General features: G+C 71.8%; 13 protein-coding genes. 7 read left to right on the top strand and 6 right to left on the bottom strand.

Going from position 1 to position 13,796, the window contains the following annotated elements:
- Positions 1–92 precede the first annotated feature (92 nt).
- Positions 93–416, top strand: coding sequence for a plasmid stabilization protein (locus AB0M97_RS23610; protein WP_365962929.1), 324 nt, complete (start codon positions 93–95; stop codon positions 414–416).
- 82 nt (positions 417–498) lie between these two features.
- Here AB0M97_RS23610 and AB0M97_RS23605 read toward each other — a convergent pair whose 3' ends face one another.
- The 3 genes from AB0M97_RS23605 to AB0M97_RS23595 form a co-directional block, all read right to left on the bottom strand.
- Positions 499–1,539, bottom strand: coding sequence for an SPFH domain-containing protein (locus AB0M97_RS23605; protein ID WP_365962928.1), 1,041 nt, complete (start codon positions 1,537–1,539; stop codon positions 499–501).
- A 3-nt stretch (positions 1,540–1,542) separates the two neighbouring features.
- Entirely contained in the window at positions 1,543–1,974 is a 432-nt protein-coding gene (locus AB0M97_RS23600; RefSeq protein ID WP_365962927.1) for an NfeD family protein, read from the bottom strand.
- Positions 1,975–2,095: 121 nt separating this feature from the next.
- Positions 2,096–2,473 (bottom strand): hypothetical protein, encoded by a 378-nt coding sequence (locus AB0M97_RS23595; RefSeq protein WP_365962926.1) that lies wholly within the window; start codon positions 2,471–2,473, stop codon positions 2,096–2,098.
- Between the two features lie 140 nt (positions 2,474–2,613).
- On the opposite strand from AB0M97_RS23595, the gene AB0M97_RS23590 reads away from it, so the two are divergent.
- Positions 2,614–3,951: a 6-phospho-beta-glucosidase gene (locus AB0M97_RS23590; protein WP_365962925.1), complete on the top strand. Its 1,338-nt coding sequence runs from the start codon at positions 2,614–2,616 to the stop codon at positions 3,949–3,951.
- 70 nt (positions 3,952–4,021) lie between these two features.
- Here the strand turns inward: AB0M97_RS23590 and AB0M97_RS23585 are convergent, their stop codons facing one another.
- From AB0M97_RS23585 to AB0M97_RS23575, 3 genes are all read right to left on the bottom strand, one after another.
- Positions 4,022–5,710: a carbohydrate binding domain-containing protein gene (locus tag AB0M97_RS23585; RefSeq protein WP_365962924.1), complete on the bottom strand. Its 1,689-nt coding sequence runs from the start codon at positions 5,708–5,710 to the stop codon at positions 4,022–4,024.
- A gap of 172 nt (positions 5,711–5,882) precedes the next feature.
- Positions 5,883–7,193 (bottom strand): protein kinase, encoded by a 1,311-nt coding sequence (locus AB0M97_RS23580; RefSeq protein WP_365962923.1) that lies wholly within the window; start codon positions 7,191–7,193, stop codon positions 5,883–5,885.
- A gap of 214 nt (positions 7,194–7,407) precedes the next feature.
- The gene (locus tag AB0M97_RS23575) at positions 7,408–8,385 is read right to left on the bottom strand and encodes a WYL domain-containing protein (RefSeq protein WP_365962922.1); all 978 of its coding nucleotides are present in this window, start codon (positions 8,383–8,385) and stop codon (positions 7,408–7,410) included.
- Positions 8,386–8,548: 163 nt separating this feature from the next.
- Between AB0M97_RS23575 and AB0M97_RS23570 the strand changes: the two genes are divergently transcribed.
- The 5 genes from AB0M97_RS23570 (at position 8,549) to AB0M97_RS23550 (ending at position 13,609) form a co-directional block, all read left to right on the top strand.
- Entirely contained in the window at positions 8,549–9,286 is a 738-nt protein-coding gene (locus tag AB0M97_RS23570; RefSeq protein WP_365962921.1) for an NIPSNAP family protein, read from the top strand.
- Positions 9,287–9,603: 317 nt separating this feature from the next.
- On the top strand, positions 9,604–9,750 hold the full coding sequence (locus tag AB0M97_RS23565; protein ID WP_365962919.1) for a hypothetical protein: 147 nt from the start codon (positions 9,604–9,606) through the stop codon (positions 9,748–9,750).
- Positions 9,751–9,952: 202 nt separating this feature from the next.
- Entirely contained in the window at positions 9,953–11,233 is a 1,281-nt protein-coding gene (locus AB0M97_RS23560) for a hypothetical protein (RefSeq protein WP_365962918.1), read from the top strand.
- Positions 11,230–12,837, top strand: a complete 1,608-nt coding sequence (locus AB0M97_RS23555; RefSeq protein ID WP_365962917.1) for a VWA domain-containing protein — start codon at positions 11,230–11,232, stop codon at positions 12,835–12,837. Before AB0M97_RS23560 ends, AB0M97_RS23555 begins: the two co-directional genes overlap by 4 nt.
- Positions 12,824–13,609, top strand: a complete 786-nt coding sequence (locus AB0M97_RS23550; protein ID WP_365962916.1) for a hypothetical protein — start codon at positions 12,824–12,826, stop codon at positions 13,607–13,609. The genes AB0M97_RS23555 and AB0M97_RS23550 overlap by 14 nt, the downstream gene beginning before the upstream one ends.
- Positions 13,610–13,796: the final 187 nt, after the last annotated feature.

Raw genomic sequence — 13,796 nt, 5'->3', positions numbered from 1 at the left:
CCCCGCCTCGCCCCGCCACGGGTGACGTCGCCGGTTTTGCCGCCGCTGAAGCGGAAACCCCGACAGCGCAGCGAACGGAAGGTGGGTTTGCGATGCCCAAGGGATCGGGTTCGAAGCGGGAACGCCAGTACGAGCACATCAAGGAGAGCGCCGAGGAGCGCGGCGCGTCGACCGGGCGGGCCAAGGAGATGGCCGCACGCACGGTCAACAAGCAGCGGTCCCAGTCCGGCGAGACCAAGTCCTCCGGCGGCGGATCGAGCAAGAGCCCCTCGTCCCGCCGCAGCGGGTCGAAGTCCTCGGGTGGCGGCTCCACGTCCTCGGGCGGCGGCTCCCGGTCCGGCGTCACCCGCGACGAACTGTACGAGGAGGCCAAGCGCAAGGGCATCGAGGGCCGCTCCTCGATGAACAAGCAGTAACTGGCCAGGGCCCTGGGCCACTGACGTTCCCAGGCCGCACGCGTCATCCGGGCGGGCGTACCACCTGGGTGCCCGCCGGGCGTCACCTCGGCGGCTGTTGCCCCGGCGTGCCGCCCGTCGCCAGGCGGTCGGCCTTGGCGGCGTCCGCGAGGGCTTCCGCGGCGGCCTCCGCCGCCCGGGCCGCGTCGTCGGCGGCCTGGGAGGACCTGCCGTCGTCGGGCTTGTCGCGGGTGGCCGGCGACTGGGGCAGCACCTCGCCGAAGGCGCGGGACACACCCTGGAGCGCCGAGGTGACCTCGCTGGGGATGACCCAGAAGCTGCTGCCCTGCCCCTGTGCGAGCTGCGGCAGCATCTGGAGGTACTGATAGGCGAGGAGCTTCGGGTCGGGGTCGTTGCGGTGCACGGCCTGGAACACCTCGTCGATGGCCCGTGACTGGCCCTCCGCCTTCAGGATCTCGGCGGTCCGGTTGCCCTCGGCACGCAGGACCGCGGCCTGCTTGTCGCCCTCGGCGGTCAGGATCTGCGACTGACGCTGCCCTTCCGCCCCGAGGATCGCGGCGCGCTTGTCCCGCTCGGCCCGCATCTGCTTCTGCATCGCGTCCTTGATGGACTGGGGCGGGTCGATGGCCTTGATCTCCACGCGGTTGACCCGCAGCCCCCACTTGCCGGTGGCCTCGTCCAGCACACCCCGCAGTTGGCTGTTGATGGTGTCGCGTGAGGTGAGCGTCTTCTCCAGGTCCATCGAACCCACCACGTTGCGCAGCGTGGTGACGGTGAGCTGCTCGACCGCCTGAAGGAAGTTCGCGATCTCGTAGAACGCCGCCCGCGGATCGGTGACCTGGAAGTACAGCACGGTGTCGATCTCGACGACCAGGTTGTCCTCGGTGATGACCGGCTGCGGCCTGAAGGAGACGACCTGTTCCCGCAGATCGATCACCGGATGGACCCGGTCGATGTAGGGGATGACGAGGCTGAGACCGGGGGTCAGGGTGCGGTGGTACCGGCCGAGCCGTTCGACATTGCGGGCGCGTGCCTGAGGCACGATGCGCACCGCACGCACCACGGTGAACACCGCGATGAGGGCGACGATCAGGCCGGCGATGAGCAGGGCCGAAATGTCCATGGGTCAGTCCCGGGGATAGACGAAGGCGGTCGTGCCGCTGATCTCGATGACGTCGACGCCGGCCCCCTGGGGAATGACCAGCGTCTCGTCGTAGGCGCGGGCCGTCCATTCCTCGCCGTTGATGCGGACCCTCCCGCCCCGGCCGGTCACCTCCGTCACGACGTAGCCGGTGCTGCCGATCAGCGCGTCCACGCCGAACCGCTCACGCTGCGGCCGGAGCACGTGCCGCAGCGCGACGGGGCGCAGGAACAGCAGCGTGACGGCGGCGACGGCGGTGAACACCACGAACTGGAGCGCCACCGGGATGCCGAGCGCGGCGGCACCCGCGGTCACCAGCGCGGCCATGCCCAGCATGCCCAGCGCGGCGGTGAGGGTGAAGATCTCCGCCAGCACCAGGACCGCCGCCACGATCAGCCACATCAGCCATGCATCCATCGCGGCCCTCCCGGCCGGGGGCGCGTGCACGGACCGGCACGTCAGCGGTGTGCGCGACACCCTCGATACCTCCACGGTACTCCAGCGGCGCACGCCCGCCCCCGGGCCGGGAAGCAGCTGTTCACCCGGCCGGGTCGCCGGAGGCCAGGCCTGTGCCCCCAGGCTCCGCCGCGCCCGTGCCCGAGCCGGTCCGCTGCGAAGGCACCACGAGGTCCGGCCGCCGCTCCCCGCGGGCTTCGGCCGTCTGCGCCGCGGCCTTGCCGGCCAGGGCACTGACAGCCGCGTTGAACCGCTCCACGGCGGTGGGCCGGTCCGGGCCGAGCACGTACTCCTTGAGGGCGCGGCGGTGCGGCGCCATCGGATCGTGGGCGGACTCGCGGACCGATCGCAGGATCTTCGGCAGTCGCGTGCAGTCACGGTCGAGCAGGCAGGCACAGACGGCGGTGGTGCGGGCGGCGCGGACGTCGTCGTCGGGCAGATCGCGCGCCGGAGTGATCACGAGTGACGAGTAGGGTTCATGCCGTGCCGGCAAGGCGACGCCACCGGCTCACCCTCACCGAGGACAACCCCCGCTGTCCGCGCCCCCGGCACCGGGCGAGGCGGGCGGCGAGGCCGCGTCGTGGCGGGAAAGGCGCAGACATGAGACTGACGATTCTGGGCGGCGGCGGATTCCGCGTGCCGCTCGTGTACGGGGCACTCCTCGGCGACCGCGCCGAGGGCCGGGTCACCCACGTCGTGCTGCACGACCTGGACGCGGCACGGCTGTCCGCGGTGACCCGGGTGCTGGCCGAGCAGGCCGCGAACGTTCCGGACGCGCCCCGGGTGACCGCCACCACCGACCTCGACGAGGCACTGCGCGGCGCCGACTTCGTCTTCTCGGCGATCCGCGTCGGGGGACTGGAGGGCCGGGCGAACGACGAACGCGTGGCCCTCGCCGAGGGCGTCCTCGGCCAGGAGACGGTCGGCGCCGGCGGCATCGCCTACGGCCTGAGGACGGTCCCCGTCGCCGTGGACATCGCCCGGCGCGTGGCCCGCCTCGCGCCGGACGCCTGGGTCATCAACTTCACCAACCCGGCGGGCCTGGTCACCGAGGCCATGTCCCGCCACCTCGGCGACCGTGTCATCGGCATCTGCGACTCGCCGGTCGGCCTCGGCCGCCGTATCGCCCGGGTGCTCGGCGCGGACCCGGAGGAGGCGTGGATCGACTACGTCGGCCTCAACCACCTCGGCTGGGTCCGCGGCCTGCGCGTCGACGGCCGCGACGAACTGCCGCGGCTGCTCGCCGACCCGCGCCTGCTCGGCTCCTTCGAGGAGGGGAGACTGTTCGGCGCCGACTGGCTCCAGTCGCTCGGTGCGATCCCCAACGAGTACCTGCACTACTATTACTTCAACCGCGAGACCGTCCGCGCCTACCAGCAGGCCGAGAAGACCCGCGGCGCCTTCCTGCACGACCAGCAGGCCCGCTTCTACGCGCGGATGACGGACCCCGGCGCACCCGCCCTGCACATCTGGGAGGACACCCGCGCGGAACGCGAGGCCACCTACATGGCCGAGAACCGGGAGACGGCCGGGGCCGGTGACCGCGACGAGGACGACCTGTCCGGCGGTTACGAGAAGGTCGCCCTCGCCCTGATGCGGGCCGTCGCCCGCGACGAGCGCACCACGTTGATCCTCAACGTCCGCAACCGCGGCACACTGTCCGTCCTCGACTCCGAGGCGGTCGTCGAGGTGCCGTGCCTGGTCGACGCCAACGGCGCGCACCCCGTGGCCGTGGAGCCGCTGCCCGCCCATGCGACGGGCCTGGTCTGCGCGGTCAAGGCGGTGGAGCGCGAGGTACTGTCGGCCGCCGGGTCGGGCTCCCGCGCGGCGGCGGTCAAGGCGTTCGCGCTGCACCCGCTGGTGGACTCGGTGCACGTGGCCCGGCGGCTCGTCGACGGCTACACCGCCGTCCATCCCTCGCTCGCCTACCTCACGTAGCCCCGCCGGCTGTCCGCCCGGCAGTGAACGGGGGCGCCTCGGCGTGACCCGAGGCGCCCCCACTCCGCGCTCAGCCGGTGAAACCGGCCGTGATCGAGGTGAACTGCCAGTTGCCCTGGCTGATGCCGGAGCAGTGGGCGGTCACACCGCCGCCCGGGCACGGCCGGTCACGGTTGACCGACCAGAAGGCGAGCCGGGCGATGTGCCGGGAGTTGGCCCAGTCGCGGATCTGTGTCCAGGCCGCGGTCGAGGTCAGCTCCTGCTGGTCGCTCAGCCCGTTCATGCCCGAGATACCGATACGGGCGTAGGCCGTCGCGTCGTCCCAGCCGAACGTGGACTTCAGCTTGTTCTTCAGCCCTTCCGTGGCGTTCACGGTGTTGCCGTACATGTCCGCGCCGCCGTTGAAGTCGAACGGCATGATCGTGAAGACGTCGATGTTCGCGTTCAGCGCCTTGGCCTGCTCGATCAGCCGGTTGCCCCAGTAGGTGGGCCCGGTGGTCGTCGTGCCGAAGGTGATGATGGTGCGCAGGCCGGGGTTGTTCGCCTTGACGATCCTCAGGGCGTTGAGGATGCGGTCCTGCACGACGGCGTTCTCGAACTCGTCCGAGTTCTCGATGTCGATGTCGATCGCCTTCAGCCCGTAGGCGTCGATCACCCGCTGGTACGCGCCCGCGAGGGCCTCGGCGGTCGAGCAGTTCGGGCCCAGCTTGTTGCCGCTCCAGCCGCCGATCGACGGCACGATGTCGCCGCCCGCGGAGCGGATGGAGTTGATGACGGCCTGGTCGTTGCCGCCGGTCAGCGGGCGCTGCCCGTCCCACGCGGGGTTGCAGCCGCCGGACGACAGGATGAACGCCATCGTGTACCACTTGATGCCCGTGGCGCTCATGACCGACGTCGCGCTCGGTGGATCGCCCCAGCCGAGGTACAGGTAGGGCGCCGCCTGCTTGAAGCCGGTACCGCCGCCTGTGCCCGCGTCCGTCGTCACCGCAAGGGAGTTGGAGGCCCCCGAGGCGTTGCCGACCGCGTCACGGGCGCGGACGGTGAAGGTGTAGGAGGTGCTCGGCGAGAGCCCGCTGACGGTGGCGCTCGTCCCCGAGACGGTCAGCACCGGACTGGACCCGCTGGAGATGTCATACGCCGTGACGCCCACGTTGTCGGTGGAGGCGTTCCAGGCCAGCGACACGCTCGAGGAGGTCTTCCCGGTGGAGCGCAGGCTGCTCGGCGCGGTTGGCGCCTGGGTGTCCGAGCCGCCGCCTCCGCCGGGCCCGTCGAGGCTGAACCCGTCGGCGTGGTAGCTGCCCTGGCCGTACCAGCCGTGGACGTAGACCGTGGCGCGGGTCTGCGTGGCCCCGCTGGTGAAGGACAGGCTCAGCCGGCTGTACGCCGACGGGGACGACGTCCAGGTCGAGGCACCGCCGTCCACGCCCAGGTAGACGTACGAGCCGCGCACCCAGCCGCTCAGGGCGTAGGTGGTGTTCGGCTGGACGGCGACGGTCTGGCTGCACTTGGCGATGTCACTCGAACTCACCGCGCCCGCCAACGCGCGGGTGCCGGTGTGCACGGGGGAGGAGACGACGGAACCGAGGCCGCCGGAGCACGCCCAGGGGGAGAGGGCGCCGGACTCGAAGCCGGGGTTGGACAGGGTGTTGGCCGCCTGTGCGGTACCGGGCAGTGCGACGGCCCCGGTGAACGCGAGGGCGGCCGTGCCGAGCAGGGCGAGCAGGCGGCGTCTGGAGCGCCGCAGGAAAGTCGTGCGCACGCGATCTCCCTGAGAGGTGGAGGTGTTCGGGAGTGCTGGGGCTGCGGGGGAGTACCAGGGTGTGTGGGGAGTGCGCAACCAAGTTGGTTTGGACCAATCGCGGTGTCAAGGGATGAGGAAGGGTTCGGGCGTCATGCATTGACCGGACGGCAAGCTCATACGCGACGTACGGTCAGTGCTTTTTCTTCCCCTTGCCCTTTCCCTTGCCGTGCTTGCCCTCACGCGCGCGGTCCTTGTCGTCCTCCTGACGGTCCTCGCCCCGGAAGGCCGGCGTCGGTGTGGCGGAGGGCGGTGTGGCGGAGGACGGAGTGGCGGAGGACGGAGTGGCGGAGGACGGAGTGGCGGAGGACGGTGTGGGGGAGGACGGCGTGGCGCTGGGGAGTCCGGTCGCGGTGACGGTCGTGACGGTCGTCCGGGCCGGTGACGCGGGCGGTACGGGAGTGTCGTCGCCGGAGTTCAGTGACGCGCCGACAGCGGCGGCCCCGGCGAACAGGACGACGGCGGTACCACCGAGTACCGCCTTGGACGCCAGCACGCCCCGGCTGCGCGGCCGCGAGTGGGAGGGGGAGGGGGAGGGAGGGACGGCCGGGGGAGCGCTCGCGGAGCCCAGTGGCAGTGACGCGGTGGCGGCCGGAGGCGGCGGGGCCGCGGCTGCGGCACCGACCGGCTCCGCCGGGGAGCCCTCCCACTGCCGGGCGTTGAGCCAGTCGGCCACGTCGTCGGCGGTGGGCCGCTGGGCGGGGTCCTTGGCGAGCAGGCGCAGCACGTAGTCGGACAGCGGCTGGGGTATGCCGGGCCGCACCCTGTCCGGGGGTACCGGCACGGCATCGACGTGCTGCTGCACCACGGCCAGCGAGGTCGCGCCCTGGAACAGCGCCCGGCCGGTGAGGAGTTGGTACAGCACGCAGCCCAGCGAGTAGATGTCGGACGCGGGGTCGGCGGACCGGCCGAGGGCGCGTTCGGGAGCGAGGTAGTCGGCGGTTCCCACGATCTTGTCGGTGGCGGTGAGGGTGCGGTCGGCCTCGTCGGCGAAGCGGGCGATCCCGAAGTCCGTGATCTTCGCGGTGCGGTCGGTGGTGAGCATGATGTTGGCGGGCTTGATGTCCCGGTGGATCACGCCGTGCCGATGCGCCGCGGACAGACCGGCGGCCACCTGCGCCGCCAGGGCGGCAGCCTCCTGCGGAGGCAGAACGCCGCGCAACGACCGCTCCTCGGCCAGGCTCCAGCCGTCGATGTACTCCATCACCAGGAACAGCCGGTCGCGGTCGGAGCCGAAGTCGTACACGCCGACCACGTGCGGGTGGTTGAGGCGGGCCGCGGTCAGCGCCTCCAGCCGGAACCGCTCGGTGTCGGTCGCCTCCTCGGTGCGCAGGAGCTTCACGGCGACCCGGCGCCCGAGGAGCTGGTCGGTGGCCCGCCACACCTCGCCCATCGAACCGCGTCCCAGCAGCTCGTCCAGTTGGTAGCGATCCGCCAAGAGCACTTGCCCGCCCACCCCACGTCGTTGCGACACCAAGACACCGCACGGCCCGAAATCCTACGATCAGTCGTGATTCGGGGTGCGGCGAGCCCAGGGTACCCGGCTCCCGCCGACACTCCGGGCCTGCCGAGGGCCCACTGCTTACAGCGCAATCCCCGGCCGGAGTGTCACGCGCGGCGTCGTCCAGGGAGAACGAGTGGTGCGTGGTGTCCCTTCTTCAGCGGGCCCCATAGGTGCGGGCGAGGACACCGACGACGGCGGTCATGGCCCGGCGCAGTTCGGCCGGTGCGACGACCTCGACGTCGACGCCGAGCCGCAGCAGCTCGCCGCACGCGTGGTCGGTGCTCTCGATGGGGATGACGGCCTCGACCCATCCGTCCTCCCCGACGGCGGTCGCGGTGGAGGCGACCGCCCGCACCACCTCCGGGGGAAGGTTGTCGGGCAGGCGCCGGCGTCCGTGCGGTGACAGGCGGATGGTGGCGGTGCCGGTGAAGCGGCGTGACTGGAAGTCCTTCAGGTAGGACGTCCAGTGGGCCGCCAGGTCGAAGTCCTGCGGCTGGTCGAAGTGGTCGTCGCACACCGCCGCGTCCAGGACCTGTGTGACCCGGTAGGTCGCGATCCGGCTCTCCGAGGCGGCCACCAGGTACCAGGTACCGGATTTGAGCACCAGGCCGTACGGGTGGAGGCGGCGCCGCACCTCGTGGGGCGCGCGCCAGCGGCGGTAGCGCACGTCCACCGCGCGCCGCGTGAGCACCGCGTCCACGAACAGGGACAGATGAGGCGTCGGTTCGGGAGCCCGGTACCAGCCGGGGGCGTCCAGGTGGAACACCGCCGCCGTCCGCGCCGCCGCCTCGCGCAGTCCCGCCGGCAGCGCGGCGAGCAGCTTCAGCCGGGCCGCCGTCACCTCCGCCGACAGACCGAGGTCGGCGGCGGGGCCGGGCAGCCCCGCGAAGAACAGCGCGCGCGCCTCGCCCTCGCTCATCCCCGTGAGGCGGGTGCGATAGCCGTCGAGCAGCTGATAGCCGCCTCCCGGGCCGGGCTCCGCGCGGACCGGGACGCCGGCGGCCTGCAGACGGGTCAGGTCACGGTAGGCGGTCCGCACCGACACGCCCAGCTCGCCGGCGATCGCCCGCGCCGACATGCGGCCACGGGTCTGCAGCATCAGCAGCAGCGACAGCAGGCGTTCGGCAGACATGGCCGCATTCTCCCCGGAAACACTGACAGCACCTGGCACACGGTTCCCCTAGCGTCGGCCCGAGCCCGGCTCCGCCTCGGGCCCGGCCGAACGAGCCGGGCCCCTTCGCGGGCCAGAGCACTCAGGAAACCCCGCACCAGAGCACCGGAACAGGAGTCCCGCCGTGCCTCCCACCGACCCCGCCACGAGCCCCGCCGTGATCGAGCTGCGCCAGTACACGCTGCGCCCGGGCCGCCGTGACGAACTGATCGAACTGTTCGACCGTGAGTTCGTCGAGACGCAGGAAGAGACCGGGATGGTCGTGCTCGGCCAGTTCCGCGACCTGGACGACCCGGACCGCTTCGTCTGGCTGCGCGGCTTCCCGGACATGGAGGTACGGCACCGCGCCCTGACGGCGTTCTACGGCGGACCCGTCTGGGCCGAGCACGGGCCCCGGGCCAACGACACCATGGTCGACTCCGACGATGTCCTGCTGCTGCGGCCCGTGTCGCCCGAGAGCGGCGTCACCGTCCGCCCGGCCGAACGGCCCCCGGTCGGCAGCCCGGCACCGGACCGCTTCGTGTCCGCCACCGTGTGGTCCTTCCCACCCGGCCACCCGGACGCCCACGACCTGATCCGGGACGGCCTCCTCCCCGTCCTCCGCGAGACGGGACCCGCGCCCCTCGCCGTCCTGGCCACCGAGACGGCCCCCAACACCTTCGCCCGGCTCCCGGTCCGCACGGGAGAGAACGTGGTCGTGGTCATCACGTCCTACCCGGATGACAGCGCACATCGCACACACGTGGCCGGGCTGCGATCCCACCCCGCCGCCCGGGAGATCCTCCAGGGCCTCGACAAGGAACAGGCATCAGCCCCCCGCACCCTGGGACTGACACCGACGGGCCGCTCCCTCGTCAGGTGACCGGGGCCGGAACCGGGCCGCGGTGCTTGCTCACGGCCGCTCGGGGTTCGTGGCGAGGAAGGTGGCGACCGCCCTCTTCGCCCCGCGCAGCAGTAGGCCCGGATGCCACCGGGTTCGTCGTCCCCGATCAGCAGCGCGGTCATCAGCCCCACGGCGAAGCCCAAAGCCCGGACACGTGCCCGTGCCCACCGGTGACGGTACGCGCTGGGCCGAATGGGCGGGGCTGCCGGACGCCCAGCGGGATGGACCTGCGGTGACAGGGTAGAGGGTCACATGAGACCGGGTGCCGGACCCGGCAGGAATGATGGAGGAGTGTCATGGCTGGTTTGATCGCACGCATCAAGCAGTTCGCGCGGACCCCGCAGGGGCGGCGCACCATGGATCAGGCGCGCCGCACCGCGTCCGACCCCCGTCGCCGCGCCCAGGCCCAGCGGCTCCTGTCCCGGCTGCGCACCCGCCGGTGACGGTCGTCCCCTCCGCCCTCCGGGGGCCCGGGCCGGCAGGGGCCCCGGAGGGCGGTCGCTGAGCGCTGGGTGACTGGTGCCGCCCGACGGGCATCGGGAGCTGATGGATATTCACCTCCCGTTTAAGCGCGTGTAGTTGATGGTTCCGTTGCTTGTCGACACGGCGTCCGATGCTCTTCGCCCGTTCACGGGGGAGATTCGGGTGGCCGCTGACCGTACCGACACCGACACCGACAGTGCACCGCAGACCGAGGAGCCCCGCATCCGGGTCCGCGGGCCGGCGCCCGTGCCGGTGCCCGCCCGCCGTCCGGTGTGGCGCCGGGTGCTGCCGCTGGCGACGGCCCTGGTGACGACCGTCTGCGCGATTCCCGTGATAGGGAGCGGGCACACGGACCTGCCCTTCCGGCGCATCATCACGATCGAGGCCAAGATGGCCTCGAAGTCGGACTTCTTCCAGGACCCCGAGGTCCGCAGGCTGCTCGCCAAGCACGGCTTCACCGTGCACCTCACCCGCATGGGCTCGCGCGGCATCGCCACGCAGAACTACGAGAGCTACGACATCGTCTTCCCCTCGGGCCAGCCCGCCGCCGACCTGATCACCAGGAAGCGGGCGGCCGAGGGACGGCCGGCGAGCACTTTCCGCCCGTTCGTCAGCCCCATCGTGCTCGGCACGTACCGCGAGTACGCCAGGACCCTGGAGGCGGCGAAGCTGGCCGAGCCGATGCCCGGCACCCCCGAGGGCGCCGAGCCGCTGTACTACTCGCTCAAGATGGAGCCGTTCCTCCAGAAGGCCCAGGACGGCACCCGCTGGCACGACCTGAAGATCGAGCGGCAGGGGATCGAGAACCACAACAAGGTGCTCGCCCAGACCTCCGACATCTGCGAATCCAACTCCGCCGGCACCTACCTGGGTCTCGTCTCGTACGTGCGCAACGGCGCCACCGTGCCGCAGAGCCGCGAGGAGGCGGATCGTTTCGCCGACCGCATCAAACTCCTCCTCAACGACCAGGGCCTGCCGTCCTCCGAGCGGAACGAGACGTACGTCTCTCCCGAGGGCAAGAGCATCGCGCCGATCGCCGTGATCTATGAACACCAGTTCGTCGCGCACCAGTTGGCGACGGAGGCGGAGACCGGAAAGGTGGACGACGACCGGGTCCTGCTCTACCCCTCGGTGCGGTTCGTCACCGAGCCGCAGCTCATCGCGCTGACCCCCGAGGGCGAGCGGCTGGGCCGGCTGATCTCGGACGACCCCGAACTGCAGCACCGGGCGACCGAGCTGGGCTTCCGGGTGCGGGACGCCGACAGCCCGGCCGTCGGCACGCTGGACAGCCTGCTGAAGGAACGCGGCATCCAGGTGCCGGTGCTGTCGGACAGTGACACCAAGGCCGTCCTGCCCCGGCTCGGGCTGCTGGAACGGATGATCGAGAGGGTGGGGGAGTGCCCTGCCGTACCGCAGCCGGCCACCGGCAAGGAAGCACCGTGACCGCGCGGCGCGCCGTCACACCGGCGCTGGCCCTGATGCTGTCCCTCGCGCTGCTCGCGGCGCTCGCCACGCTCACGTCGTGCTCGGGCGGCGACAGCGACCGGACCACGCTGCGGGTCATGGCGAGCGGCGAACTCGCCGACATGGAGCCCTTGTTGGAAGGGCTGAGGCGGGACACCGGTGTCCATCTGGAGATGCACTACCGGTCGACCGACGAGGCCGGTGACGCCCTCGTCTCCGGCCGCCACTCCTACGACCTCGCGTGGCTGTCCTCCGACCGCCCCTTCCGGCTGCGGCTCAAGCAGGAGGACCCGCGGGGCACGCGCACGGTCGGCCTGCAGAGCACACCGATCATGCGCTCGCCGGTCGTCGTCGGACTGACGCCGGACGCCGCACGGCAGCTGCGCGGCTCCGAACCCGGCAAGCGGCTGTCGTGGGCCGACCTCGCCGACGCGGCCGCCGCGGGCACCGTCCGCTTCGGCATGGCCGACCCGCGGCGCGCCGACAGCGGCCTGGCGGCCCTGGTCGGCGTCGCGACCGCCGCCGCGGCGACCGGCGGCGCCCTGCGCCCGCAGGACGTGGGCTGCGACCGGCTGCGCGGCTTCCGCTCGGGGCAGACGCTCACCGCGGACACCTCCTCCGACCTCGTCGACACGTTCGTGGACCGTCCCGGCCGGACGAACGCGCTGATCACGTACGAGTCCGAGCTGCTGGCACTCAACGAGTCGGGACGGCTGGCGCGGCCCCTGGAGATCGTGCGGCCCGCCGACGGGACGGTCCTGTCCGACTTCCCCCTGCTGCTCCTCGACCCCGCCCGCCGCGCCGCCTACGACCGCGTCGTCGCCTGGCTCACCGACCCCGACCAGCAGAAGGACCTGATGCGGCGCACCCTGCGGCGCCCCGTCAACACCGACGTGCCCCGGGACGAGCGGCTGCGGGCGTCCGTGGGCAACGCGCTGTACTTCCCCGACGACCCCGCCGTCCTGGACCGCCTGCTCGACCACTACGGCGAGCCGGGGCGCCGCGGCACCGACCAGGTGATCTTCCTGCTGGACTTCTCGACGTCGATGCGGGGCCCGCGGACCGAGGCGCTGCGGGCCGCGTTCGCGGGCCTCAGCGGCGCGGACCCGACCGCCTCCGGCAAGTTCGCGCGGTTCCACCAGGGCGAGGTGCTGACCGTGGTGCGCTTCGGCGGCCGCGTACTCGACCGGCGGACGGTCACCGTGCGCGACCGGGGCGACCTGGCGGACCTCGGCGCCTTCGTCTCCCGTGGCCGCTACGACGACGCCACGGCCGTGTGGTCCGCGCTGGACCACGGATACGCCACCGCCGAGCGTGCGCTGGCCGACGCACCGGGCCGGAAGGTGTCCATCGTGCTGATGACGGACGGCGAGAACAACGCCGGTCTCGGCCCGGCGGCCTTCTACGACCGCTATCGCGCACGCCCGGCCGCGTCCCGCGCCGTGCCCACCTACCCGGTGTACTTCGGGGACGCCGACGGGGCGGAACTGCGCCGGGTGGCCTCGCTGACCGGCGGGCGCGTCGTCGACGCCCGGAAGTCGTCCCTGTCCACCGCGTTCAAGGAGATCCGTGGCTGTCACTGAGAGCGTGTGGTGGAGCGAGTGGTGGGACTGGATGGTGCTGTGGCTGGTGGCCGCGGCCGGTGTGCTGACCCTGCTGGGCGGCGCCCTCGCGCGCTTCCTGCGGCGCGTACGACGCGTCCGGCGGGAGCGGAGTGTCCCTCTGCCCGCGCTGAGCCCGATCTACCTCGACAGCGAAGCCGTCATGGACCACTACAAGTTCGGCAACCACACGGAGGCGCTGACGAAGGCCGTCGAGGAACGGCGCAGCCTGACCGCGGGCATCATCGCCAGCCTGCCCTTCATCTCCTGGCTCAGCGCGAGCCGGGAGAGCACCAAGGAGGTCTTCGTCAGCTACGTGAAGGAGAGCGAGCCCATATCGGTGGTGGGCCTGCTCCTGTCGGTGTTCCGCCGCGAGGACGCCCTGGTCGACGTCCAGCTGCTGTCCGACGGCGTGCACGTCACCCCGAACGCGGCCCTCACCGCACAACTCGCCCACGGCGACGAGACCGGGGACGACTTCGTGACGCTCACCGAAATACACGACTTCGTCATGGTCCGGGGCCGCTTCAAGGCCGAGAGCGTCTCCCACGAGACGCTGGTGATGCGGGCGGCGTACGGCGACGGCGAACGAACCGCACACCTCCGGGTGAAGCTACGGCGCGAGGGAGTGCTGGCACCGGGCAGAGACCTGCCCGAGGGCCAGTTCCGGGCCATATGCCTGGGAAAGGTGACGAGCTGGGACCCACGGACCCGGGAGACGCTGCTGGAGCGTCCGATTGCGGTGTTCCACTGACGGCGGGCCGGGGGCCCTGCTGAACCGACCGCCAACAGTACGTCCAGCGCCTCGTACCGCATCTGTTCGGCGGCCCGCCTGGTCAGTATCGTCTGTCATGAACACGCCAGAAGCTTGGCCGACATGGGGCGAGGTGTCACTGCCGATCCCTTCCCGCCCGTCGGCAACTCCCCACACCCAGGAGGTT

The organism is Streptomyces sp. NPDC051207 (genome assembly GCF_040682395.1).
In the GTDB taxonomy this organism is placed as follows: Bacteria; Actinomycetota; Actinomycetes; order Streptomycetales; family Streptomycetaceae; genus Streptomyces.
This window is presented reverse-complemented; position numbering and strand designations above follow the sequence as displayed.